The sequence below is a fragment of the Variovorax sp. FW301-JW7 genome (assembly GCF_058788795.1).
This window is the reverse complement of the sequence record NZ_JBYTBC010000006.1, coordinates 301,368-324,735: the sequence shown is the minus strand read 5'-3', so window position 1 is coordinate 324,735 and position 23,368 is coordinate 301,368. Positions and strand designations below refer to the sequence as shown.

At 66.7% G+C, this 23,368-nt stretch carries 27 protein-coding genes, 3 tRNA genes and 1 pseudogene; 18 read left to right on the top strand and 13 right to left on the bottom strand.

The features are described from left to right. Positions 1-18: 18 nt before the first annotated feature. Genes AC3WQM_RS18920 through AC3WQM_RS18910 form a run of 3 tightly spaced genes read left to right on the top strand, consistent with a single transcriptional unit; the run spans position 19 to position 1,789 of the window. A complete protein-coding gene (locus tag AC3WQM_RS18920) occupies positions 19-795 on the top strand; it encodes an SDR family NAD(P)-dependent oxidoreductase (RefSeq protein WP_492680827.1) in 777 nt (258 codons plus the stop codon). Continuing rightward, on the top strand, positions 792-1,325 hold the full coding sequence (locus tag AC3WQM_RS18915; RefSeq protein WP_062473285.1) for a MarR family winged helix-turn-helix transcriptional regulator: 534 nt from the start codon (positions 792-794) through the stop codon (positions 1,323-1,325). Before AC3WQM_RS18920 ends, AC3WQM_RS18915 begins: the two co-directional genes overlap by 4 nt. Further along, a complete protein-coding gene (locus AC3WQM_RS18910) occupies positions 1,322-1,789 on the top strand; it encodes an acyl-CoA thioesterase (protein WP_492680825.1) in 468 nt (155 codons plus the stop codon). The genes AC3WQM_RS18915 and AC3WQM_RS18910 overlap by 4 nt, the downstream gene beginning before the upstream one ends. 14 nt (positions 1,790-1,803) lie before the next feature. On the opposite strand, the gene AC3WQM_RS18905 is transcribed toward AC3WQM_RS18910, so the two are convergent. Beyond that, positions 1,804-2,220: a hypothetical protein gene (locus AC3WQM_RS18905; protein WP_139702007.1), complete on the bottom strand. Its 417-nt coding sequence runs from the start codon at positions 2,218-2,220 to the stop codon at positions 1,804-1,806. A gap of 3 nt (positions 2,221-2,223) precedes the next feature. Further along, complete coding sequence (locus tag AC3WQM_RS18900; RefSeq protein ID WP_492680823.1) at positions 2,224-2,553, bottom strand: hypothetical protein; 330 nt, start codon at positions 2,551-2,553, stop codon at positions 2,224-2,226. A gap of 284 nt (positions 2,554-2,837) precedes the next feature. Here AC3WQM_RS18900 and AC3WQM_RS18895 point away from each other — a divergent pair. The 4 genes from AC3WQM_RS18895 to AC3WQM_RS18880 all read left to right on the top strand — a co-directional run bounded on the left by AC3WQM_RS18895 (position 2,838) and on the right by AC3WQM_RS18880 (position 3,983). After that, positions 2,838-2,914 (top strand) — tRNA-Pro (locus AC3WQM_RS18895). Between the two features lie 140 nt (positions 2,915-3,054). Continuing rightward, positions 3,055-3,267: a short-chain dehydrogenase gene (locus AC3WQM_RS18890; protein WP_492680821.1), complete on the top strand. Its 213-nt coding sequence runs from the start codon at positions 3,055-3,057 to the stop codon at positions 3,265-3,267. 35 nt (positions 3,268-3,302) lie between these two features. Then, positions 3,303-3,376, top strand: a tRNA-His gene (locus AC3WQM_RS18885). A 43-nt stretch (positions 3,377-3,419) separates the two neighbouring features. After that, a complete protein-coding gene (locus tag AC3WQM_RS18880) occupies positions 3,420-3,983 on the top strand; it encodes an HNH endonuclease (RefSeq protein WP_492680819.1) in 564 nt (187 codons plus the stop codon). Positions 3,984-4,111: 128 nt separating this feature from the next. On the opposite strand, the gene AC3WQM_RS18875 is transcribed toward AC3WQM_RS18880, so the two are convergent. The 8 genes and pseudogenes from AC3WQM_RS18875 to AC3WQM_RS18840 all read right to left on the bottom strand — a co-directional run bounded on the left by AC3WQM_RS18875 (position 4,112) and on the right by AC3WQM_RS18840 (position 11,719). Then, entirely contained in the window at positions 4,112-4,288 is a 177-nt protein-coding gene (locus AC3WQM_RS18875; RefSeq protein ID WP_157627325.1) for a hypothetical protein, read from the bottom strand. 163 nt (positions 4,289-4,451) lie between these two features. Further along, positions 4,452-4,709, bottom strand: a pseudogene (locus AC3WQM_RS18870) (helix-turn-helix domain-containing protein); the annotation flags it as partial. Between the two features lie 255 nt (positions 4,710-4,964). Continuing rightward, a tRNA-Thr gene (locus AC3WQM_RS18865) sits at positions 4,965-5,040 on the bottom strand. A gap of 25 nt (positions 5,041-5,065) precedes the next feature. Further along, on the bottom strand, positions 5,066-6,079 hold the full coding sequence (locus AC3WQM_RS18860; protein WP_056571748.1) for a class 1 fructose-bisphosphatase: 1,014 nt from the start codon (positions 6,077-6,079) through the stop codon (positions 5,066-5,068). Positions 6,080-6,211: 132 nt separating this feature from the next. Continuing rightward, positions 6,212-8,911 carry an aminopeptidase N gene (gene pepN / locus AC3WQM_RS18855; protein ID WP_492680817.1) on the bottom strand — a complete coding sequence of 900 codons (2,700 nt, stop codon included), beginning with the start codon at positions 8,909-8,911 and terminating at the stop codon, positions 6,212-6,214. Further along, positions 8,895-9,584, bottom strand: coding sequence for an HAD family hydrolase (locus AC3WQM_RS18850; RefSeq protein WP_070062371.1), 690 nt, complete (start codon positions 9,582-9,584; stop codon positions 8,895-8,897). Before AC3WQM_RS18850 ends, pepN begins: the two co-directional genes overlap by 17 nt. A 3-nt stretch (positions 9,585-9,587) precedes the next feature. Continuing rightward, a protein-coding gene (gene prfB / locus AC3WQM_RS18845) for a peptide chain release factor 2 (RefSeq protein WP_095950518.1) occupies positions 9,588-10,692 on the bottom strand; the annotation gives its coding sequence in 2 pieces (ribosomal slippage) (positions 9,588-10,610 and positions 10,612-10,692; 1,104 coding nt in all). Between the two features lie 202 nt (positions 10,693-10,894). Next, positions 10,895-11,719 (bottom strand): MetQ/NlpA family ABC transporter substrate-binding protein, encoded by an 825-nt coding sequence (locus AC3WQM_RS18840; protein ID WP_492680815.1) that lies wholly within the window; start codon positions 11,717-11,719, stop codon positions 10,895-10,897. A 235-nt stretch (positions 11,720-11,954) separates the two neighbouring features. Between AC3WQM_RS18840 and AC3WQM_RS18835 the strand changes: the two genes are divergently transcribed. From AC3WQM_RS18835 to AC3WQM_RS18820, 4 genes are read left to right on the top strand one after another with little or no spacing between them, the layout of a single operon-like run. Beyond that, a complete protein-coding gene (locus AC3WQM_RS18835) occupies positions 11,955-12,824 on the top strand; it encodes a methionine ABC transporter ATP-binding protein (protein WP_070062373.1) in 870 nt (289 codons plus the stop codon). Beyond that, positions 12,817-13,479: a methionine ABC transporter permease gene (locus AC3WQM_RS18830; protein ID WP_062473319.1), complete on the top strand. Its 663-nt coding sequence runs from the start codon at positions 12,817-12,819 to the stop codon at positions 13,477-13,479. The genes AC3WQM_RS18835 and AC3WQM_RS18830 overlap by 8 nt, the downstream gene beginning before the upstream one ends. A 38-nt stretch (positions 13,480-13,517) precedes the next feature. Further along, complete coding sequence (locus tag AC3WQM_RS18825; protein WP_492680813.1) at positions 13,518-14,342, top strand: MetQ/NlpA family ABC transporter substrate-binding protein; 825 nt, start codon at positions 13,518-13,520, stop codon at positions 14,340-14,342. A gap of 28 nt (positions 14,343-14,370) precedes the next feature. Next, entirely contained in the window at positions 14,371-14,721 is a 351-nt protein-coding gene (locus AC3WQM_RS18820; protein WP_492680811.1) for a hypothetical protein, read from the top strand. A 42-nt stretch (positions 14,722-14,763) separates the two neighbouring features. On the opposite strand, the gene AC3WQM_RS18815 is transcribed toward AC3WQM_RS18820, so the two are convergent. After that, a complete protein-coding gene (locus AC3WQM_RS18815; protein ID WP_492680809.1) occupies positions 14,764-16,065 on the bottom strand; it encodes a D-amino acid dehydrogenase in 1,302 nt (433 codons plus the stop codon). Between the two features lie 128 nt (positions 16,066-16,193). Between AC3WQM_RS18815 and AC3WQM_RS18810 the strand changes: the two genes are divergently transcribed. The 3 genes from AC3WQM_RS18810 to AC3WQM_RS18800 are packed head-to-tail and all read left to right on the top strand — an operon-like array spanning position 16,194 to position 17,570. Next, positions 16,194-16,661, top strand: a complete 468-nt coding sequence (locus AC3WQM_RS18810) for an Lrp/AsnC ligand binding domain-containing protein (protein WP_062473326.1) — start codon at positions 16,194-16,196, stop codon at positions 16,659-16,661. Then, positions 16,658-17,137, top strand: coding sequence for a GNAT family N-acetyltransferase (locus AC3WQM_RS18805; protein ID WP_492680807.1), 480 nt, complete (start codon positions 16,658-16,660; stop codon positions 17,135-17,137). The genes AC3WQM_RS18810 and AC3WQM_RS18805 overlap by 4 nt, the downstream gene beginning before the upstream one ends. 31 nt (positions 17,138-17,168) lie before the next feature. After that, entirely contained in the window at positions 17,169-17,570 is a 402-nt protein-coding gene (locus AC3WQM_RS18800; protein ID WP_070062377.1) for an OsmC family protein, read from the top strand. Between the two features lie 16 nt (positions 17,571-17,586). Here the strand turns inward: AC3WQM_RS18800 and AC3WQM_RS18795 are convergent, their stop codons facing one another. Further along, complete coding sequence (locus AC3WQM_RS18795; protein ID WP_192193087.1) at positions 17,587-17,940, bottom strand: winged helix-turn-helix transcriptional regulator; 354 nt, start codon at positions 17,938-17,940, stop codon at positions 17,587-17,589. Between the two features lie 127 nt (positions 17,941-18,067). Between AC3WQM_RS18795 and AC3WQM_RS18790 the strand changes: the two genes are divergently transcribed. Continuing rightward, the gene (locus tag AC3WQM_RS18790; RefSeq protein WP_492680805.1) at positions 18,068-18,946 is read left to right on the top strand and encodes an NAD(P)-dependent oxidoreductase; all 879 of its coding nucleotides are present in this window, start codon (positions 18,068-18,070) and stop codon (positions 18,944-18,946) included. 3 nt (positions 18,947-18,949) lie between these two features. Here AC3WQM_RS18790 and AC3WQM_RS18785 read toward each other — a convergent pair whose 3' ends face one another. After that, positions 18,950-20,098 carry an alpha/beta hydrolase gene (locus tag AC3WQM_RS18785; protein ID WP_492680803.1) on the bottom strand — a complete coding sequence of 383 codons (1,149 nt, stop codon included), beginning with the start codon at positions 20,096-20,098 and terminating at the stop codon, positions 18,950-18,952. Between the two features lie 166 nt (positions 20,099-20,264). On the opposite strand from AC3WQM_RS18785, the gene AC3WQM_RS18780 reads away from it, so the two are divergent. From AC3WQM_RS18780 to lpxO, 3 genes are all read left to right on the top strand, one after another. Continuing rightward, on the top strand, positions 20,265-20,948 hold the full coding sequence (locus AC3WQM_RS18780) for a response regulator (RefSeq protein WP_062473337.1): 684 nt from the start codon (positions 20,265-20,267) through the stop codon (positions 20,946-20,948). Next, a complete protein-coding gene (locus AC3WQM_RS18775; protein ID WP_492680801.1) occupies positions 20,945-22,375 on the top strand; it encodes a sensor histidine kinase in 1,431 nt (476 codons plus the stop codon). Before AC3WQM_RS18780 ends, AC3WQM_RS18775 begins: the two co-directional genes overlap by 4 nt. Positions 22,376-22,469: 94 nt before the next feature. After that, positions 22,470-23,366, top strand: coding sequence for a lipid A hydroxylase LpxO (gene lpxO, locus AC3WQM_RS18770; RefSeq protein WP_062473341.1), 897 nt, complete (start codon positions 22,470-22,472; stop codon positions 23,364-23,366). The last annotated feature ends 2 nt before the right edge of the window (positions 23,367-23,368 follow it).

Genomic DNA, 23,368 nt, shown 5'->3' with positions numbered 1-23,368 from the left:
GAACTAAACCATTCAGGTATGCACACAAATTCGCTCACTGGCCGTCATGCCCTCGTCACCGGCGCCGCTCGCGGCATCGGCGCAGAGATCGCCCGCACCCTTGCCGCCCAAGGCGCTGTGCTGACCTTGCTGGGCCGCGATGCGCAGGCCCTGCAGCGCGTGGCCGAGACCCTGGCCGGCAGCGGCCACGGCGTGGTGGCGGCCGACGTGGCCGACCCGGAGGCTGTTCAGTCGGCCTTTGTGCAGGCGCGGGCCGAGCGCGGGGCGGTGACCGTGCTGGTCAACAACGCGGGCGCCGCCGAGAGCGCGCCGTTCCTGAAGACCTCGGTCGAGCTGTGGCAGCGCATGCTGTCGGTCAACCTCACCGGCAGCTTCCTGTGCGCGCAGGCCGCGCTGCCCGACATGCTCGACGCCGGCTGGGGCCGCATCGTCAACATCGCCAGCACGGCGGGGCAGAAGGGCTACGCCTACGTGTCGGCCTACACCGCGGCCAAGCACGGCGTGATCGGCCTCACGCGCGCGCTGGCGCTCGAAGTGGCGCGCAAGGGCATCACCGTGAACGCCGTGTGCCCGGGCTACACAGACACCGACATCCTGCGCAACAGCGTGGCCAACGTGGTCGGCAAGACCGGCCGCAGCGAAGCCGATGCGCTGGCCGAGTTCTCCAGCGTGAACCCGCAAAAGCGCATCGTGCAGCCGGCCGAAGTGGCCGACGCCGTGCGCTGGCTGTGCGGCGAGGGCGCCGCGTCGGTCACGGGCCAGTCGATCTCCGTTTCCGGAGGAGAAGTCACATGAGTCGCAACGATGCCTCCCACGCCGTGCTGAGCGACGCCGAAGAACTCGGCCACGAAGCCCGCGCCGGCCATGAAGACCACGCCATGCTCAAGCTGTGGCTGCGCATGCTCGCGAGCACCACGCAGATCGAGGCCGAGATCCGGCGCCGGCTGCGCGAGCGCTTCGGCATCTCGCTGGCGCGCTTCGACTACATGGCGCAGCTGTACCGCTACGAAGACGGCCTGAAGATGCGCGTGCTCTCGCGCTACCTGATGGTGACCGGCGGCAACGTCACCGGCCTGACCGACGAGCTCGAGCGCGAAGGCATGGTAGCGCGCGCGCCCAGCCCCGACGACCGCCGCGCCTGGATCGTGAGCCTCACGCCCGAAGGCCGCAACGCCTTCGAAGCCATGGCCACCGAGCACGAACAGTGGATCCTCGAGATGTTCTCGGGCCTGGACATGAAGACCGTCAAGCAGATGCACAACCAGCTCGGGCTGCTGCGCGTGCACGTGATGCGCGGCGACGGCGCGGTCGAGGACCGCGCATGAGCGGCGAGGGCGGTGGTGTGGAGTTCCAGCGCCCGCGCCTGATCCGTTTTTCCGACTGCGACCCGGCGGGCATCGTCTTCTATCCGCAGTACTTCGTGATGCTCAACGGCCTGGTCGAAGACTGGGTGAGCGAGGGGCTCGGCGTGGGCTACCACGCACTGATCGGCGAGCGCCGCGTCGGCCTGCCGACCGTGAAGCTCGACGCCGACTTCCGCGCCGTGAGCCGCATGGGCGACCGCGTGATGCTCGGCCTCTCGGTGGCGCAGCTGGGCTCGCGTTCGATCACGTTGTCGCTGCGCTGCTTCGATCCCACCTCGGGCGAGCTGCGCATGCAGGTGCGTCAGGTGCTGGTGACGACCTCGCTCGACACGCACCGCGCCATCGCCGTGCCGGACGACATGCGCGCGGCCATCCTGCGCGATGCGCCGGCGCTGGCTGCTGCCGAGCCCGCTGGCAAGGCCTGAAGGCCTGAGCAAGGCTAGGGCGCCGGCGCAGGGCCGTCGGCAGGCTCGAGCGCCTTCTTCTCCTGCGCGTGCTTCTTCAGCCAGCCGCTGAGTTCCCGCTTTCCTTTTGCATTGGCCTGTCGCCACGCCTCACGCGCGGCGGCCACGAAGCGTTCTTCCGCCGCGTCGGGCGGTGCTTCTGAAGGCGCAGTGTTGTCTTCGTCGAGCCAGCCCGCAGCCACGTCGCAATGCCGCTCGATCTGCCGTGCGAGCTTGTCGCCGATGGGCCGCGCACTCTTGATCTGGCTCCACATGCTCGGAGAGATCTCGAGCTTGCGTGCAAAGGCCTGGTCGAGCCCCTTGGCGGGCAGGCCCGCCGCGACGGCGTCCTCAAGAAAGCGGCGATGCAGCACAAGCGCATTGCGGCGGCGCGCGACGGTGGTATGGGGCACTGTTCAAAAACAACAACAAGACAAGAAAAGATTGTCCCGGTTGTTGACGTCGCCGTAAACACTCTTTACAGTTGCCTCCAATTCACGGCACCAGCCGTCCCTTTTTTCCAACCCCTTACAGCCGACAGCGGCAATTTTTGACCAGGAACCATCGTGAACACCGCACTGACCCTCACCAGCATTCGACCCGCCTCGGGCCGACCGCTCGTGCGCGTCGGGTTCTGCCATGGTTTCGACATGCCGTCGCCCCTGTCGTTGTCTTCGCACCTGAACACCGCGTACGCCGCCAAAGCCGCAGCCCGTCTGCGCGTGGGTGGTCAGTTCGAGGCTCATCAGGTGCCCCCGGGTGGAGGTCGCGCGTAGGCGCGCATCTCTCAAGCTCTCTCGCAAAGAGGCCCGGACACCGCAAGGTTCCGGGCCTTTTTGTTTTTGCCGCTTTCCATTTCGGGTGTGCCTTCACCCCACCGCCAGAAATTGCCGCGTCGACGGTCTGGCGGGATGTGCATGAGTTGATCACTCCTGTGCAGCGACGTTCGACGGGGCCGCGCCCAGCGCGCGGCCCGTCGCGTGAGGACACAACCGAAATGGAAGCGCGGCAGGCTTTCTTAGTTTTTCTTCCGTGTGTGGCGCAGCCTGGTAGCGCATCTGGTTTGGGACCAGAGGGTCGCAGGTTCAACTCCTGCCACACGGACCACACCCGAGCGGGACCGGGCCATGCCAACGCGTGGCCCGCCCGCGGAAACCGGCCGCAAAGATTGGGCGGCGCCGGAACCCGTCACCGGACATTTTTCAAGTCACTACTTTCTTTTTTCGTTACCCACCAAGGAGGCCCTCATGCGCAAGCGCAACTCACCGATCCGGATGATCGCCGTGCACCCGGCACCGCTGCCGCGCAGGCACATGGTGTGGTCGCTGGCCCAGCGCTTCGGCGTGGGGCTCGGGACACGCTACGTGGCCGATCGCGCGTCGGCATTGCCGGGCGGCAGCGAGGCGTCGCTCGACAGCCTCGACCTCGACCAGCGCGTGCGCGCGTCGGGCGAGTGGTAGCCGCTCAGCACTGCTCGTCTTCTGTTTCTTCAATGGTGCGTGTAGCTCAATGGCAGAGCCGCGGGTTGTGGTCCCGCTGACAACGGTTCGATTCCGTTCGTGCACCCCATCCGTTCACCACAAGCCATCGCCGCGAAGGGAGGCGATTCGTCATGCATTCACACGTCCTGCAACTCGATATTCAGGGCACGCCGCAAGCCTGGATCTCGCTGGAGCAGGCGGTGTTGCACTACGTCACCGGCAACGTGGCCTGGGAAGACGGCGCGCTGCCGCTGGCCACGCTGCGCGGTGGCTTCAACGTGGCGCGCGGTGTGCAGTCGCGCATCGACGTCGCGCCCATCATCGCGCTGCGCGGCGCGTCGAAGATCAACCTCTTCGACGTCGTGCCCGGCGTGACCAAGGCCAAGCTGCTGCGCCGCGACCGCCACACCTGCGCCTACTGCGCGCAGGTGTTCGCCGACCGCGACCTGCAGTGCGAACACGTCATGCCCGAGTCGCGCGGCGGCCCGTGGAGCTGGACCAACCTCGTGAGCGCCTGCGCCGTCTGCAACAACCGCAAGGCCGCGCGCACGCCCGAAGAAGCCGGCATGCCGCTGGTCTACCTGCCGTACGTGCCGAGCCGCTTCGAGAACTTCCTGCTCGAAGGCCGCAACATCCGTGCAGACGTGCACGAGTGGCTGGCCAAGCGGCTGCCGCGCGGCTCGCGGCTGCAGTAGCGCCACGTGCACAAAGAGAAAAGCCCGCTGCCCGTTGGATCAACGGACAGCGGGCTTTGCCTTGTGCGGCTCGTGGTGCGCGAGCGATGCGTGTGTGAGTGAATGAAGGCGCGAGTGGCTTGTTGTGTTCAGCGCCCCGCGCCGAAGAAGCTGTAGGCCACTGCTGTGGCTGCTGCCAGGCCGCCGAGCAAGATAAAGAGCACCTTCGTCGTACGGCGAGGGCCGCGCCGTGAACGGACCCAATGCTCCGGCCCGATCAGATCGATCGGAACCGTGGGTTTGCCTATGTCGGATGCCTTTTCCATGCCAAGAAATATAGCGCAGGCGCCAAGGCAAGAAGTTACAACGGCTTTTTGGCCCCATCGCACCGTGGCTGTTGGATTCCGCCAATCTCTGACCCTAGATTTCCGTCGAATACTGACCCACCCGCTTTGTGAGCCTGAAGGCTTCACGGTGTGGATAAGTTGTGTGGATCTGCCGCAGATTGCGCCGCTGTTTGCGCGATTTGGTTGCCTCGATCGCGAGCCAGGTCGCGAGCTTCTCGGCATAGGGATCGAGCTTGCTTGAACTCGCCCGCTTGGCGTAGCGCGGCTCTTCATCGCCGGCTCGCAGGTACTTCTTTACGGTGTTGCGAGACAGGCCTGTACGCCTTGCAATCTCGCGAATGGACATCTGCTCACGCAGGGCCCAGCGTCTGATGACACTCAATGTCGCCACGTCTATCACTCCTAGGATCCCCTGCTTTAAAAATGAGCAGGGTAGGGTTTTACGTGGGTCAGTCTTAGACGGAAATTACTGCGTTAGCTGGGTCAATTTTCGGCGGCAATCAACAACAACGCAACAAACGAGCCTTGAATCTGGCCGCTGCCGTCGTCTTTCGATAGCTCTCTGGTATGTTGAGCAGCGCCTGTACGTCGCGCAGATCCGTTCTTAGCCACAAAAGAAAAAGCCCGCTTATCTTGCGATAGCGGGCTTTTGATTTGGTGCCGGAGAGATGAATCGAACACCCGACCTTCTCATTACGAATGAGCTGCTCTACCGACTGAGCTACACCGGCGAAGCCTCAGATTATAGCCAAGAAATCAAGGCTTCTCGGCGTGGTACTGCGTCAAACGCTCCACTTCGTGACGCGAACCCAACATCACGCTCACGCGCTCGTGCAGTTTGGTGGGCTTCAGGTCCAGGATGCGCTGCTTGCCGTTGGTGGCGGCGCCGCCGGCCTGCTCGACGAGCCAGCTCATGGGGTTGGCCTCGTACATCAGGCGCAGCTTGCCGGCCTTTTCGGGCTCGCGCTTGTCCCACGGGTACATGAACACGCCGCCGCGCATCAGGATGCGGTGCACGTCGGCCACCATGCTGGCAATCCAGCGCATGTTGAAGTCCTTGCCGCGCGGGCCTTCCTTGCCGGCCAGGCATTCGTCGATGTAGCGCTTCACGGGCTCGTCCCAGTGGCGCATGTTGCTCATGTTGATGGCAAATTCCTTGGTGTCGGCCGGAATCTGGATGTCTTCCTGCGTGAGCACGAAGCTGCCTTGCTCGCGGTCGAGCGTGAACATGGCCACGCCGTTGCCCACGGTGAGCACCAGGGTGGTCTGCGGGCCGTAGATGCAGTAGCCGGCAGCCACCTGCTGGGTGCCGGGCTGCAGAAAGTCGGCTTCCTGCACGCCGGGGGTGTCGTCGGGCTTCTTCAGCACGCTGAAGATGGTGCCGATGCTCACGTTGACGTCGATGTTGCTGCTGCCGTCGAGCGGGTCGAACATCAGGAGGTATTCGCCTTGCGGGTAGCGGTTGGGCACCACGTGGATGGTTTCCATTTCTTCGCTGGCCATGGCCGCGAGGTGGCCGCCCCATTCGTTGGCTTCAATGAGCACTTCGTTGGCGATGATGTCCAGCTTCTTCTGGATTTCGCCCTGCACGTTCTCGCTCTCGGCGGTGCCGAGCACGCCACCCAGCGCGCCCTTGTTGACGGCCTGGCTGATGCTCTTGCAGGCGCGGGCGACCACTTCGAGCAACAGGCGCAGCTGGCCGGGAATGAGGCCGTCGGCGCGTTGCTGCTCGACGAGGTAGCGGGTGAAGGAGATTTTTTGCTGTGCCATGGGATCTGTCCTATCCAAATGAGAGGGTCTGTTCGTGGAACACCGCGGAACCGGCTTTGCCGGGCCGCTGGTGTTGCCCCCGGTGAGGGGGTTGGAGAAGCGACACGAAGTGCGCGAAGCCTGGGGGAGAGCTCAATTACCGGCGAGGGCGCGGGTGACGACTTCGTGGGTGTCCTTGCTCAGGTCGGGCTTGGCGGCCACGCGGGCAATCGCTTCGCGTGCGGCGCTGCGGTAGGGCTCGGCCAGCTTGCTCCAGCGGTCGAGCGCGCGCGCCAGGCGTGCGGCCACCTGGGGGTTGATGGCGTCGAGCTCGATCACGCGCTCGCTCCAGAACACGTAGCCGGCCGCGTCGGCGCGGTGGAAGGCGCCGGGGTTGCCGCTGCAGTAGCTGAAGATCACGCTGCGCGCGCGGTTGGGGTTCTTCAGCGAGAAGTCGGGGTGCTTCATGAGCTGCTTGACCAACGGCAGGATGTCGCCGCCGCGGTCGCTGGCGCCGGCTTGCAACGAGAACCACTTGTCGATGACCAGCGCCTCGTCCTTGAACATGGCGTGGAAGCGCGCGAGCGCCTGCGCCGCCAGGGTGTGGCCCGACGCCACGAGGGCGTTGAGCGCGTTGAAGCGGTCGGTCATGTTGCCCGCGTCTTTAAAACGCTGCAGGGTCTTGCCGGGCCACACGGTGTCGCCCGAGGCGCGCGCCGCCAGGCACAGGAAGTTGAGCGCCATGCCGGCCAGCGCGCGGCGGCCCGACGAGGTCGGATCGGGCGTGTAGGCGCCGGTGTCCTTGTTGTCTTCGTAGGCCTGTTCCCAGTCGGCGAAGAGGGCGGTGGCGAGCTGGGCGCGCATGGCTTCGCGCACGAGGTGCACGCGCTGCGGATCGACCACGTCGAGCTGTTCGGCGATGTAGGTTTCCGACGGCAGCGTGAGCACCAGTTCCTTGAAGGCGGCGTCGAGCTGCGGGTGGCGCAGCACGCCGCGCATGGCGTCGAGGTAGGCGTCGTTGAGCACCGGCGTGGTGTCGGTGGCGTGCGCAGCAATGGCTTGCAGCGCGGCGCGCAGGCCCAGGCGCTGGCCGGCTTCCCAGCGGTTGAACGGGTCAGGGTCGTTGGCCAGCAGGGTGAGCAGCTGGGCGTCGGTGTACGCAAAGTCGAGGATCACCGGTGCGCTGAAGCCGCGCAAGATGGACGGCACGGGCTCGGCGTCCAGGCCCACGAAGGTGATCTGCTCGCCGGCGCGCGACAGCACGATGGTGCGGGTGCCGCGTGCGACGTCGCTTTCGCCCTCGAGCTGCATCGGCAGTTCGCGGCCGGTGGCGGCGTCGAGCAGGCCGATGTTCAGCGGAATGACGAAGGGTTCTTTGGTCTGCTGGCCCGGCGTGGGCGGGCAGCTTTGCACCACGCTCAGGGTGTAGCTGCGGTTCTGCGCGTCGTACACGCCGTGCGCGGCCAGGCGGGGCGTGCCGGCCTGGCTGTACCAGCGCTTGAACTGGGGCAGCAGGCGGGCCAGTTCGGAATCGGGGTTGGCGTCCGCAATGGCCTGGGCGAAGTCGTCGCAGGTCACGGCCTGGCCGTCGTGGCGCTCGAAGTACAGGGTGATGCCCTTTTCGAAGCCCTTGCGGCCGACCAGGGTCTGCATCATGCGAACGACCTCGGCACCCTTTTCGTAGATGGTGACGGTGTAGAAGTTGCTGATCTCGATGTAGCTGTCGGGCCGCACTGGGTGGGCCATGGGGCCGGCGTCTTCGGGGAATTGGGCGGTGCGCAGCACGCGCACGTCTTCGATGCGCTTGACGGCGCGGGCCGAGGCGTCGGCGCACAGGTCCTGGCTGAACTCCTGGTCACGGAAGACGGTGAGGCCTTCTTTCAGCGACAGCTGGAACCAGTCGCGGCAGGTCACGCGGTCGCCGCTCCAGTTGTGGAAGTACTCGTGGCCGACCACGCTTTCGATGTTGCTGTAGTCGGCGTCGGTGGCGGTGGCCTGGTTGGCCAGAACGTACTTCGTGTTGAAGATGTTCAGGCCCTTGTTCTCCATGGCGCCCATGTTGAAGTCGCTGGTGGCGACGATCATGAAGCGGTCGAGGTCGAGCGGCAGGCCGAAGCGGGCTTCGTCCCAGAGCACGGAGTTGACCAGCGAGTTCATGGCGTGCTCGGTCTTGTCGAGGTCGCCGGCGCGCACGTACACCTGCAGCAGGTGTTCCTTGCCGCTGCGCGCGGTGATGCGCTGCTCGCGCGCCACGAGCTTGCCCGCCACCAGGGCGAACAGGTAGCTGGGCTTCTTGAAGGGGTCGACCCACTTGGCGAAGTGGCGGCCCTCGGGCAGCTCGCCCTGTTCGACGAGGTTGCCGTTCGACAGCAGCACCGGGTAGGCGGCCTTGCTGGCGCGCAGCGTGACGGTGTACATCGCCATCACATCGGGACGGTCGAGGAAGTAGGTGATGCGGCGAAAGCCCTCGGCCTCGCACTGCGTGAAGAAGGTGTCTTCGCTCACGAACAGGCCCATCAGCTTGGTGTTCTTGATGGGGCAGCAGGTGGTGAAGAGTTCGAGCTCGAAGGTGTCGGGCAGACCGTCGATGACGAGCTGGTCGCCTTCCATGCGGAACGAGGCGCCCTGGCCATTCACGAGCACGCGCGCCAGGTTGAGCTCGTCGCCGTCCAGGCGCAGCGGCTGGGCCGGCACCTCAGGGTTGCGGCGCAGCTGCATGCGATTGAGCACGCGGGTCTTGGCGGGGTCGAGGTCGAAGGTCAGGTCGACGGTGTCGATCCAGAACGCCGGCGCGGCATAGTCTTCGCGTCGGATGGCAATGGGTTGCCCTTGGGCGTCACGCTGAAGCAGCATCGAGGGTCTCCAGAAAATTCGAATGGGCCAGTTCGTTGTAGTCGCGAACGGCGGCGATCACGTGGGGGCCGGCCAGCTCGGCGGCCGTATGGGTGCTGCACACGGCCACGGCGCGCATGCCGCCGCGGCGGGCGGCTTCGATGCCGAAGGGCGCGTCTTCGAAGACGATGCAGCGCTCGGGCGCCACGCCGATGCGGCGCGCGGCTTCCAGGAAGATCGCGGGCGTGGGCTTGCCCGAAAAGCCTTCGTCGCCGCCGACGATGGCCAGCGGCAGCGGGTCCATCTTCAGGCGCGACATGGCGAACGCGATGTTGTGCCTGTCGCCGGCCGTGCCCACCGCCACCTTCAGGCCGCGTGCCACCGCAGCCTTGGCGAAGGCGGTGAAGCCCGCCACCTCGGTGAAGTTGTCGTGAAAGAGCTCGCGGTAGATCTCTTCCTTCTCGTGCACCATCGCCTGGCACTCGGCATCGGAGAGCTCGCGCTCGAACAGCTCGCGCATGCTCTCGGTGCCGGTGCGGCCCGTGGTGCGCGCGAGGATCTCGCTCACGTCGAGCTGCACGCCGTGGCGCTGCGCGAAGGTCACCCACGAGCGCGCATGCCAGGGCATGGAGTCGATCATGGTGCCGTCCATGTCGAAGATCAGGGCTTCGACCCTGCCGGTGTTCAGGCTCATCGGTCAGACGCCTTGCTTGAGCGAGGCTTCGATGAACACGTCGAGGTCGCCGTCGAGCACCTTCTGCGTGGCCGAGACTTCGACGTTGGTGCGCAGGTCCTTGATGCGGCTGTTGTCCAGCACGTAGCTGCGGATCTGGTGGCCCCAGCCCACGTCGGTCTTGCTGTCCTCGAGCTTTTGCTGTTCTTCCTGGCGCTTGCGCATCTCGTGGTCGTACAGGCGCGAGCGCAGGCGCTTCCACGCCACGTCGCGGTTGCTGTGCTGGCTGCGGCCGTCCTGGCACTGCACCACGATGCCGGTCGGGATGTGCGTCAGGCGCACGGCCGAGTCGGTCTTGTTGATGTGCTGGCCGCCGGCGCCCGAGGCGCGGAAGGTGTCGGTGCGCACGTCCGAAGGGTTGATCTCGATCTCGATCGAGTCGTCGATCTCGGGGTACACGAAGATCGATGCGAAGCTGGTGTGGCGCCCGCCCGACGAGTCGAACGGCGACTTGCGCACCAGGCGGTGCACGCCGGTCTCGGTGCGCAGCAGGCCGAAGGCGTAGTCGCCCTCGACCTTGATGGTCGCGCCCTTGATGCCGGCGGTGTCGCCGGGCGTTTCGTCTTCGATCTGCGTCTTGAAGCCCTTGCGCTCGGCGTACTTCAGGTACTGGCGCAGCAGCATGCTGGCCCAGTCGCAGGCCTCGGTGCCACCGGCGCCGGCCTGGATGTCGACGAAGGCGTTCAGCGGGTCGGCCGGGTTGTTGAACATCCGGCGGAATTCGAGCTGCTTGATGTCGGCTTCGAGCGTGGCGGCGTCATCGGCAATGGCCTGCAGGCCATCGAGGTCGCCGTCTTCCTTCGACATTTCGAAGAGCTCGGTGTTGTCCGAGAGCCCGTTGGTGAGACGGTCGAGCGTGACGACCACGTCGTCGAGCGACTTCTTTTCCTTGCCCAGTTCCTGGGCCTTCTTGGGGTCGTTCCAGACGTTCGGGTCTTCGAGCGATGCGTTGACTGTCCTCAGTCGTTCAGCTTTGGCATCGTAGTCAAAGATACCTCCGTAAATCGACCGTACGGACGCTCAGGTCCGCGAGCATTGCGCCGATTTGGTTGATCTGTTCTGCGTCCATGGGGTGTCCTGACTGTGTGAGGTTGGTGTTCGGGGGAACCCGTCATTTTCTCACGCTCGGACCACCCGCCCCGCAGAGCCCCTGGATTGCTCCTTCCCCCTCTGGGGGAAGGCCGGGATGGGGGCGGGCAGGGCGCTCCTTGCGAGCGCCGCTTGCCCCCACCCCGGCCCTCCCCCGGGAGGGGAGGGAGAAAGTCCCGGGATCAGAACGCGGGGATGAGCGACCCCTTGAACTGCGTCTCGATGAAGCTGCGCACCTCCGGCGACTGGTAGGCCGCCACGAGGCGCTTGGCCCAGGGCTTGTCCTTGTCGGCGCGGCGCACGGCGATCAGGTTGGCGTAGGGGCTCTGGGCCGATTCCTTGATGACGGCGTCCTTGCCGAACGACAGGCCGGCCTTCTCGGCGTAGTCGTTGTTGATGGCGGAAATGGCCAGGTCGTCGAGCGAGCGCGGCAACTGGGCGGCGTCCAGCGACACCAGCTTGAGCTTCTTGGGATTGGTCACCACGTCCAGCGGCGTGGCGTTGTTGTTCTTCACGGCCTCGGGCTTGAGGGTGATGAGCTTGGCCTGTTGCAGCAGCAGCAGGGCGCGGTTGCCGTTCGAGGGGTCGTTCTGGATGCCGACCGAGGCGCCGTCGGCCAGCTGGTCGATCGACTTGATCTTGCGCGAGTAGAAGCCCAGCGGCGCGGTGATGGTCAGGCCCACGGGCACGAGGTCGAAGCCGCGCGCCTTGATCTGGTTGTCCAGGAAGGGCTGGTGCTGGAAGGCGTTGGCGTCCAGGTCGCCGGCGGCCAGCGCCGCGTTGGGCAGCTGGTAGTCGTTGAACACCACGACCTGGATGGTCAGGCCGTCCTTGGCGGCGACCTTCTTGACCACCTCGAACACCTGCTCGGCGCTGCCGACGGAAATGCCGACCTTGACGGTGCTCTTGTTGTCCTGCGCCAAGGCAGTGCTGCCGGCGAAAAGGGCGGTGACGAGGGTGGCGAGGGTGGCGAGCGTGAGGCCGCGGCGGCGGAAAGTGGAATGCATGGTGGCGCGAAATCGAAGAAATGAAGGCGCCGAATGTGGCATTGCCGCCGCGGATCGGGAACGAACCAATCCTCATATCGATATGGCGTCCACTCGCTTCATGTGGTCTTTCTTATCTGATTTTTCATATAAGCACGAGCCGATTTGTTCGTTCCCTTTCGGCTTGTTTCTTTTCATACTCGGCACCTTTTTGCGAACTTGCGCGGTCGCGCCTGTGCGGCCCGCGCCTTCTTTCATGACCTTCCCTTCGCCTGATGCGGCACGCGGCAACGCGGCGCCGGTCATCCGTCTTCAATCGGTGCAGAAGTCGTTTGCCTTGCCCAGCGGCGAGGTGTTCGACGCCGTGCAATCGCTCTCGCTCGAGATCCAGCAGGGCGACGTGTTCGGCCTCATCGGCAAGAGCGGCGCCGGCAAGTCGACGCTGTTGCGCCTCATCAACCTGCTGGAGCGGCCTGATGCGGGCCGGGTGTTCGTCGGCGGGCGCGACCTCACGACGCTCTCGCGCCGCGAGCTGCGCGACACGCGCCAGAACATCGGCATGATCTTCCAGCAGTTCAACCTGCTGCAGAACGCCACGGTGTTCGACAACGTGGCCTTCCCGCTGAAGATCCACGGCCGCCACTCCAAGGCCGAGATCAACGAGCGGGTGCGCGAGTGCCTCGACCTCGTCGGCCTGGCTGAAAAGATCGACACCTACCCGGCCCAGCTCTCGGGCGGCCAGAAGCAGCGCGTGGCCATTGCGCGTGCGTTGGCGCCGCGCCCGCAGGTGCTGCTGTGCGACGAGCCCACCTCGGCGCTCGACACCGAAACCACCCGCGCGTTGCTCGAGACGCTGCGCGACATCAACCAGAAGATCGGCGTGACCATCGTGATCGTCACGCACGAGCTCTCGGTGGTCGAGGTGCTGTGCCGCAACGTGGCCATCCTCGAAAAGGGCCGCCTCATCGAGCAGTTCGCCGTCGATGCGCCGAGCGAGGAACGCAAGACCGCGCTGGGCCGCGAGATCGACGAACTGGTGCGCCGCCGCGAACGCGAGGCGCGCGAACCCGTGGCGCCGCGCGTGGCGACCGCACAGCGCAACGCGCAGGAGCTGGCCTATGTTTGAGAACATCACCCCCATCCTTCCCGAACTGTGGACGGCCACGGGCCAGACCTTCCTGATGCTGGCCATCGGCCTGTCGGCGGCGGTGCTCATCGGCGGGCCGCTGGGCATCCTGCTGTTCCTGCTGGGGCCGGGCCAGTCGCTCGAGAACAAGCCGGCGTTCCACATCCTCAACTGGATCGTGAATACGGTGCGTTCCTTCCCGTTCATCATCTTGCTGGTGGCGCTGGTGCCGTTCACGCGGATCATCGCGGGCACCTCCATCGGCCCGCTGGCGGCCGCGGTGCCGCTGTCGTTCGCGGCCATTCCGTACTTCGCGCGGCTGGTCGACCAGTGCCTGCGCGAGGTGCCGCGCGGCGTGATCGAGGCGGCCCATGCCATGGGCGCCTCGGAGCTGCAGATCGTCTGGCGTGTGCTGATCGTCGAGGCGCGCTCGGGCCTGGTGCTCGCGCTCACCGTGCTGGCCGTGAGCTTCCTGTCGTACTCGGCCATTGCCGGCGTGGTGGGCGGCGGCGGCATCGGCGACCTGGCGATCCGCTACGGCTACTACCGCTTCCAGACCGACGTGATGGTGCTCACCGTGGCGCTGCTCGTGGTGCTGGTGCAGATCCTGCAGTTCGTGGGCAACACCACGGCGCGCCGGCTCGACAAGCGTTGATTTTTTTCTTCCTTTCCTCTCATCTTTCAGTTCATTCCATGAAAACCGCACTGCTGCGCCGTTCCGTCCTCGCCGTTTCCCTCGTCGCGCTGTCGCTCGGCGGCCTCTCGCTGTCGGCGCAGGCGCAGGACGCCAAGAAGAACCTCGTGATCGGCGGCACCGCCGGCTCCAACGCCGACCAGCTCAAGGCCGGCATCATTCCGATCCTCGAGAAGAAGGGCTACAAGGTGAAGCTGGTCGAGTTCAACGACTACGTGCAGCCCAACCTCGCGCTGGCCCAGGGCTCGCTCGACGCCAATTTCTTCCAGCATCGGGTCTACCTGCAGAAGTTCTCGGCCGACCAGAAGCTCGACCTCGCCGAGCTGGTGCAGGGCCCGATCGCGCCCATGGGCGTGTACTCGACCAAGCGCAAGACGCTGGCCGACGTGAAGGACGGCGACCGCGTGACGCTGCCGAACGACCCGAGCAACCTGGCGCGCGCGCTGGTGCTGCTGGAGCAGAACAAGCTGGTCACGATCAAGGCCGGCATCGATCCGCTGCGCGCGTCCGAGAAGGACGTGGCCGAGAACCCGAAGAAGCTCAAGTTCATTCCGCTCGAGGCCGCGCAGCTGCCGCGTTCGCTGGGCGACACCGAGTACGCCATCGTCAATGGCAACTTCGCGATCTCGTCGGGCCTGAAGCTCACCGAGGCCGTGGTGCTCGAGAAGACGCCCGACTACTACCTGAATGTGGTCGCCGTGAAGAGCGCCGACAAGAACGCCGCCTGGGCCAAGGACATCGCCGAGGCCTACCGCTCGAAGGAATTCAAGACGGTGGTCGACAGCAAGTTCCAGGGCTACGCCAAGCCCAGCTTCCTGCAGTAATCCACCACGCTTCAGCGAAGGACGCCCCATGCCCGTGCTCGCCGTATTCGATGGCCAGGCCAATTGGCGCGACACGCACGTGTGCGACGGCTGGATCAGCGACCAGCTCGCGCGCCACGGCGTGCGCTGGGGGCGCGGCGAGGCCGAAGGTCAGCGCGTGCTCGACAGCGCGGGGCTGTTCTATCTGCCGACGGCGGAGGGGTATCTGGGGTTGTTGGTCGAAGGCGGGGAATGGGTCGCCATGCCCGCCGATGCGCCGCATTTTTTCGATGCGGGCGAGGCGGCTTCGCCCGACGGGCTGCCTGCCGCGTTGCCGCGCTTCGAGGCCTTTGTCGAAGAGGTGCTCGCGATGACGGGCAACGACGCGAGCGACGAGTAGGTCAGCGCGGGCCTGCGCGGCCCGTCGCCTCCCAGGCGTCGCTCAGGCCGGCGCCGTCGTCGGGTTCGGGCGCGCCGAACGCGACGGCCCTTGCGTGTAGCGGTCCATCGCCAACCCGTCCGTGCGGATCTCCGGCCGCTGGCCTGTCACCAGGTCCGAGATCAGCTTGCCCGAGCCGCAGGCCATGGTCCAGCCCAGCGTGCCGTGGCCCGTGTTCAGGAACAGGTTGGGGTAGCGCGTGGCGCCGACGATCGGCGTGCTGTCGGGCGTCATCGGGCGCAGGCCGGTCCAGAAGCTGGCGTTCGGCAGGTCGCCGCCCGGGAACAGGTCGCTCACCACCTTCTCGAGCGTGGCGCGGCGCGCCGGGTTCAGGCGCAGGTCGAAGCCGCCGAGCTCGGCCATGCCGCCCACGCGGATGCGGTTGTCGAAGCGCGTGACGGCCACCTTGTAGGTTTCGTCGAGCACGGTCGATTGCGGCGCGAGCGATTCGTCGAGCAGCGGCACCGTGAGCGAGTAGCCCTTGACCGGGTACACCGGAATGTCCAGGCCCAGCGAGGCGATGGCGGCGCGCGAGTAGCTGCCGAAGGCCATCACATAGCGGTCGGCCGTGAGGATCTTGCCGGCACGCGTGCGCACACCGGTGATGCGGCCGCCGTCGGTCTCCAGGCCGTCGATGGTCTGGCCGAAGCGGAAGTCCACGCCCAGGCCGCGTGCGATCTCGGCGAGGCCGCGCGTGAACAGGTGGCAGTCGCCGGTTTCGTCGTTGGGCAGGCGCAGGCCGCCCGTGAGGCGGTCGCGCGCGCCGGCCAGGCCGGGTTCGACGCGCGCCAGGGCGTCGCGGTCGAGCAGTTCATAGGGCACGCCGCATTCTTCGAGCACGGCGATGTCGCGCTGCACCGCGTCGAGCTGCGCCTGCGTGCGAAAGAGTTGCAGCGTGCCGCCGGTGCGGTGCTCGTACTGCAGGCCGGTGTCGGCGCGCAGTTGCTGCAGGCAGCCGCGGCTGTATTCGGCCACGCGCATCATGCGTTCCTTGTTGACCGCATAGCGCTCGGGCGAGCAGTTGCGCAGCATGGCGGCCATCCAGCGCAGTTGGAACAGCGTGCCGTCGGGACGGATCGACAGCGGCGCATGCTTCTGGAACATCCACTTGATCGCCTTCAGCGGAATGCCGGGCGCGGCCCACGGCGTCGAGTAGCCGGGCGACACCTGGCCGGCGTTGCCGAAGCTCGTTTCCTCGGCCGGGCCGGCCTGCCGGTCGAGCAAGGTGACTTCGGCGCCGGAGCGCGCGAGGTAGTACGCCGTGGTGGTGCCGATCACGCCGCCGCCGAGAACGATGACTTTCATGGTGTATCCGCTGATCTGAATGGAATGATGTGAATCTAAAGTGCACAATGCAGTGGATTCCATTGTTTTTAGATCTTTGGCCGTGAAAATCGCTGCCGAAAACCGTCCAAGGCCCCGCGCGGAGTGAAATGCCCGAACTCGACCGAATCGACCGCAAGATCCTCGACCTGCTGCAGCGCCAGGGCCGCATTTCCATGACCGAACTGGCCGAGCGCATCGGCCTGTCGGCCTCGCCCTGCGCCGAGCGCGTCAAGCGCATGGAGCGCGACGGCGTCATCACCGGCTACCACGCGCACGTGTCGCCCGAGGCGCTGGGCAAGACGCTGCTGGTGTTCGTGGAGATCAAGCTCTCGGCCAAGTCGGGCGACGTGTTCGACAAGGTGAAGCAGGAGCTGCTGCACATGCCCGAGGTGCTCGAATGCCACCTGGTGTCGGGCAGCTTCGACTACCTCGTGAAGGCCCGCCTGAGCGGCATGAGCGAGTACCGGCACCTGCTGGGCGACATCCTCAAGAAGCTGCCGGTGGCGGCCGAGTCGCACAGCTACGTGGTGATGGAAGAGATCAAGGAAACGCTGATGCTGGCGGTGGACCGGTGAGCGCCGACGCCATCGTCATCCGGCCTTGGCGCCTGGCCGACTTCGACGCGGTGAAGGCCATCCTCGACGACACCTTCGCGAGCACGTGGCTGCCGCAGCTCACGCCCGAGGCCGCCAAGGCCTATGCCGACAGCGGCGAGCCCGTGGGCTACATCGACGAGAGCGGCCCGGCCTTCTTCGTGGCGGAACTCGAGGGCGAGGTGGTCGGCATGGTGCACTGGGAGCACGACTTCGTGCAGGCCCTGCACGTGCCCGCCGCGCACCAGCGCAAGGGCATCGCCCGCGCGCTCATGGCCTTTGCCGAAGCCGGCATGCGCGCCGACAGCGTGACGCAGGCGCGGCTCGAGACCGACACCTTCAACACGCAGAGCCAGGGCCTGTATCGCGCGCTCGGCTACCGCGAGGCCGGCCGCTACCCCGACCTCGAATGGCACAGCGGATTCACGACCATCCTGTATGTGAAAGACTTGGCTTGAGCTTTTTTCTCACCTCTTCAAGGACATCGGCATGACCCTCTCGATCCGCCGCGACGGCACCACCGGCACGCGCCACATCCTCAAGATCCGCAACCACGAGATCCCCGTCGATGCCTCGCCCGCGGGCGGCGGCAGCGACGGCGGTGCCGAGCCGCACGACCTGTACGACGCGTCGCTGGCGGCCTGCAAGGCGCTCACGGTGCTGCTCTACGCGCGCCGCAAGGGCATTCCGGTGGAAGACATCGAGGTCGTGGTCGACCGCGACGACAGCGAGGAACGCAAGGGCATCTACCGCCTGAAGTCGGGCCTGCGCCTGACGGGCGACCTGACCGAGGCGCAGCGCGACGAGCTGCTGCGCGTGGCGGGCAAGTGCCCGGTGCACAAGCTCATGACGGAAGTGAAGACCGAGATCGAGACGGGTTGGGCAGACTGAGGCTGCGGCCTCTTTTCTACTTCGCCGCTTCGGCCAGCTTGCGCGCCGCCTCCACGCGCTTGGCGTAGCGGTCGCCCCAATCGGCCAGCGGCCCGAGCGCCGCATTGAGCGTGGCGCCGAGTTTCGTCTCGGAATACTCCACGCGCGGCGGCACTTCGTGGAAGACCTCGCGGTGCACGAGGCCGTCGGTTTCCATCTCGCGCAGCTGCTGGATCAGCATCTTCTCGCTGACCTCGGGCAGCAGCCGCTTCAGCTCGCCGAAGCGGTAGGGCTGCAGGTGCAGCTCCCACAGGATGACGGCTTTCCACTTGCCGCCGATGACCTCGAACGCGGGGCCGATGCCGCAGTTGTAGGGCTTCTTCGCTGCCATCTCTTGCTCCTTGCGATTCCAATGCTTCCCATTTGGTAAGTACCTTACTTTATCGTAGGTACTTGACCATGTGGAAGTGTAATTTCTACCATGCAGGCGTCATCAACCACCACTGCATCGGATTGCCATGAGCAACATCAACAAGGAAGTTTCGGTTCTAGGCCTGGGCGCCATGGGCGTCGTCATCGCGCGGCTCTTTCTCGACCAGGGTTACAAGGTCACGCTGTGGAACCGCACGGCCGACAAGGCCGACGCGCTGGTCGCCCGCGGCGCCGTGCTGGCGCGCAGCGCGGCCGAGGCCTTGCGCGCGAGCCGCATGGCCGTGATGTGCGTGTACGACTACCGCGCCGCCGACGCGATCTTCGCGATGGACGGTGTGGCCGCCGCCATGGACGGCCGTTTGCTCGCGCAGCTCACCACCGGCAGCCCGAAGGACGCGCGCGAGGCCGAGGCCTGGGCGCACCGCCACGGCGCCGCCTACCTCGAAGGCGCGATCCAGGCCGCGCCGGACCAGATGGGCCGGCCCGACACGCCGCTGCTGGTGTCGGGTGCGCAGGCCGTGTTCGCCGAGGCCGAGCCCTTGCTGAAGGTGCTGGCCGGCGGCATCGTCTACCTCGGCGAGAAGGCCAGCGCGGCCGCGGCCATGGACCTGGCCACGCTGTCCAGCATCTACGGCACGATGCTCGGCTTCCTGCACGGTGCGCGCATCGCCGAGCACGAAGGCTTCGACGTGGCCGAGTACGGCCGCATCGTGGCCGGCATCATGCCGACCTTCGCGGGCTTTCTTCAGCACGAGGGCGCGGTCATCCAGTCGGGCGACTTCGCGATCACGCAGAGCCCGATGCGCATTTCGGTCGAGGCCACGCAGCGCATCCTGCAGACCGCGCAGGAGGCGGGCATCAACACCGAGTTCCCGGCCTTCGCGGCGGGCCTGTTCCAGCGCGCCGATGCGGCGGGGCTCGGCGGCGAGGAACTGGCGGCGCTAATCAAGCTGCTGCGCAAATAAGGATCAGGCCCAGCGCATCGACTGGATCGCGCGCACCACCTCGGCTTCGCGTTCCATGAAGAAGTCGGTGTGGTTGCAGTGGTCCAGCGTGAGCCGGTGCGAGGTCTGCAGCGCGGCGGCCAGGCGGTCGGCGTCGGCGCGGCGCACGCGGCGGAAGATGCGCAGGAAGTCGGCGGCGTCCTGGCCGGTCTGCGCATCGAGCGGGCGTTCGAGCCAGGGGAACAGGTCGCGCTGGTCGAACGGCAGCGCGCTCACCACCAGCGCCGGCGCGCGCACTGGCCGGTAGTCGGGCGAGAAGCGGTGGGCCGCGGTGTCCATCGCGGTCTCCACGGCGTCGGGCGTGTTGGGCCGCACGCTGCCGTCGGCCTGCACATCGAGCGCGTCGCGCAGGTTGGCTTCGAGCGCCGGCCACCAGTTCTTCGACTTGCGCCGCAGGTAGGCAATGCCCGCCTTCATCGAGCGGCCGTCCTCGGGCGTGGGCGCGGGCTCGTCGAGCCGGCGGTTCAGCGGCGGGTCTTCGCCGCCGGTGTCGGCGTCCTTCGTGTAGTCGAAGGTGGTATCGAGGTACACCAGGCCGCGCACCCGCTCGGGAAAGCGGCCCGCGAAGCGCGTGAGTTCGTTGCCGGCGATCGAGTGGCCGCCGAGCACCACGCGCGTGAGGCCGAGCGCATCGCACAGCGCGGCCAGGTCGTCGACCAGCGTGTCGACCTCGTAGTGCTGCGTGGCGCTCTTCACCGGCAGCGGCTTGTCCGACAGGCCGTAGCCGCGCCGGCTGACCGCGACCACGCGCGAGGCGGCACCGGCCGCGACGAGTGCGGGCGCCAGGCTGTCGAAGCAGCGCGCATTGCCGCCGAGGCCGGCGAGCAGCACGATCACCGGACCCGACGCGTCGGTGCCACCGGGGCGCTGCCAATCGCGCACCTGCAGCGAGACCTCGGGCGTGCTCGACACCTTCACGCGGCGGTCGGTGGCCGCCACGGGCCGGTCGTTGCCGATGGGCGCGGGCGCGCTGCCGACGTTGTCGCCGCCACCGCCGCAGGCCGCCAGCCCGGCCGCGCTGCCGAAGAGCACGGCGCGCAGCAGGTCGCGGCGCTGGAAGTGAAGCGGGTTCGCCCAGTGGGGGCGAACCGTGGAAGGTGAGGGGCGAGGCACGTCGATGCTCCAGGCATGAAGAAGAAAGTAAGAGCCTTGCAGTGTGGGCACGCCGCCTGAAGAAGCCCTGCAGCCTTCATGAAGGCTTCCTGAAGCGCGGCGACGGGGTGTGGCAGATACTTCGGCCACTTCCCGGAACCGGGCTTGTTCGCTTGGAATCCTTCCCATGAATCTTTTGCTTGTTGAGGACGATCTTGATCTTGGCAACGGCGTGCGCATTGCGCTCGCCAACCAGGGCCTGGACGTGGTGTGGGTCCGCCGGCTCGACGACGCCTTGCGCACCCTCGACAACGGCGCCTTCGACATGGTGCTGCTCGACCTCGGCCTGCCCGACGGCGACGGGCTCGACCTGCTGCTGCGCCTGCGCCGCACCCGCCAGATATTGCCGGTGCTGGTGCTGAGTGCGCGCGATGCACTCAACGACCGCCTGCGCAGCCTGGACGACGGCGCCGACGACTACCTCGTGAAGCCTTTTGCACTCGCCGAGCTGCTGTCGCGCGTGCGGGCCCTGGCGCGCCGCAGCTACGGCTTCAACGACGAGACCATCCGCATGCGCGGGCTGGCGCTGCATGAACCCACGCGCGGCGTGATCGTCGACGGCGAGCCGGTCGAGCTGTCGCGCTGCGAGTTCGACCTGCTCGCGCTCTTGCTCAAGCGCACCGGCCGCGTGGTCACGCGCCGCGTGATGGAAGAGCAGGTGCTGCCCGGCGGCCAGGCCAACGGCAGCAACTCGCTCGAAGTACACATCTCCAACCTGCGCAAGAAGATCGGGCAGGGCTACATCCGCACGGTGCGCGGCATCGGCTACGTGATCGACACGCAATCGCTGGTGCGGAGCCCATCGAAATGATGCGCCAGCTGGCGCGCGGCTGGAAGAACTGGAACCAGCCGTCCCTGATGCGCCGCCTGCTGGTGGCGCAGATGGCCGTGGTTGCGCTGCTGTGGACTTCGGCCGTGGGGCTGCTGTTGTACGACTCGTACAAGGACCCGGGGTTGCTCAGGTTCAGCAGCATCTTCAAGGCGGCGATTTCCATTGCGCAGAAGCTGGAGGGTCAACCCGAACAGCAACGGGAAGCGCTCGAAGCCTTCGACGCCGCGCTCATCGAGGCGCTCAGCGACGGCGACGAAGGGACCGAAGCCATTGCGATCATGCAGGTCTGGCAGCACGGCAAGCTGATCTACAACTCGCGCGCCGGCGTGCCCGTGCTGCTGAACTCGGTGCCCGACCGCAACGAGACGCTGGTCGCGGGCGGGCGCGAGTGGCGCGCGCGCACGATGGCCTCGCCCATCGCCGACACCCGCGTGGTGCTGGCCGAACCCAGCGTGTGGCGGCTGGCCGTCACCATCCTGTCGCGCGGCTACTACCTGCTGCCGCTGGTGATCAGCCTGCCGTTCCTGGTCTTTCCCGCCTGGCTGTCGGTGCGGCTGGCGCTGCGCCCGTGGCGCCAGGTGAGCCGCGAAACCGCCGAGCGCGGTCCCGACGACCTGACGCCGCTGTCGTACACGCCGCCGCACAAGGAGCTCAAGCCGCTGGTGCAGAGCATCAACAGCCTGTTGCTGCGGGTGCGCGACAGCACCACGCGCGAGCGCAGCCTGATCGCCGATGCGGCGCACGAGCTGCGCACGCCGCTGGCGGCCATGCGCGTGAACGTCGAGGCACTGAAAGAGCAGAGCGCCGACGAGGGCCAGCGCGAACTCATGGCCAACCTGCTGCGCAGCAACGACCGCGCGGCCCGGCTGGTGGGGCAGCTGCTGCAGCTCATGCGCAGCGACGCGGTGGCCACCAACGCGCTGCCCGTGATGCTGTCGCTCGACGGGCTGGTGCAGGACCGGCTGGCCATGATCGAGGGCCTGGCGCGTGCGCGCGGCGTGGAGCTCGAACTGGTGTGCGACGACGCCGTGCCGGTGCTCGGCGAGCGCGAAAGCCTGGTCTCGATGATCGACAACCTGATCGACAACGCGATCAAGTACAGCCCCTGCGGCGCCACCGTGACGGTGCATGTGGCGCGCGAGGGCGCGCGGGCGCTGCTGACCGTGGCCGACACGGGCCCGGGCATTCCGCCCGCGCTGCGCGAGCGCGTGTTCGACCGCTTCTTCCGCAACCCCGACCAGACGCAGAGCGGCAGCGGGCTGGGCCTGGCGATCGTCAAGTCGGTGGTCGACCGGCACGGCGGCGACGCGGTGCTGGGCGAGGCCCCCGGCGGCGGCCTGCTGGCCACGGTGCGGCTGCCGCTGGCGCAGGCCGATGTGCCGCAGCCCCTGCTCGTCGGCGCCTGAGCCCGGGGGGAAAGGCCCCCGGTCAGGCCCATTTCAGGGCGAGGAATTACACTAGCCGGCTCCCCCGGCGCTCGTCTACAGGACACTTTCACCAATGAAGTGGGTCATTCTTGCCATCTTCGTGCTCAGTGCACTCTACGTTCACTTCCGCGGCCAGGTCCGGCACAAGTTCTTCAGACAACTCTCTGATCACTCGACCTTCCTGGCGCCGCTGAACGTCTTCATGTACCTTTTCTCGAAGGTGCCCGGTACGCCGTACCTGTCGCCTGCGCAGTTCCCCGAGATGCGCATCCTCGAGGAAAACTGGGAAGTGATCCGCGAAGAGGCGCTGGCCATGCGCAACGGCGGCAGCATCAAGGCCTCGAGCCAGTTCAACGACGTGGGCTTCAACTCCTTCTTCAAGAGCGGCTGGAAGCGCTTCTACCTGAAGTGGTATGACGAGGCGCACCCCTCGGCCGCCGTGCTGTGCCCGCGCACCACCGAGCTGCTCAAGGGCATCGGCACCATCAAGGCCGCGATGTTCGCCGAGCTGCCCCCGGGCAGCCGACTCGTGCGCCACCGCGACCCGTTCGCCGGTTCGCTGCGTTACCACCTGGGCCTGTGGACGCCGGGCGTCGAGGGCTGCTATATCGACGTGGACGGCCAGCGCTACCACTGGCGCGACGGCGAGGCCGTGGTGTTCGACGAGACCTACATCCACTACGCCGAGAACACCACCGACCACGACCGCGTGATCCTGTTCTGCGACATCGAGCGTCCGCTGAAGTACCGCTGGGCCAGCGCCGTGAACCGCTGGTTCGCGAAGAACCTGCTGGCCGCCGCCGCCTCGCCCAACGACGCGGGCGACAAGACGGGCGGGCTGAACCGCGCCTTCAAGTACATCTACCAGATCCGCGTGGTCGGCAAGCGCCTGAAGGCCTGGGACAAGCGCGCGTACTACCTGGTCAAGTGGACGATCTTCGGCGGCCTCGCCCTGTGGATTTTTTGGTAACC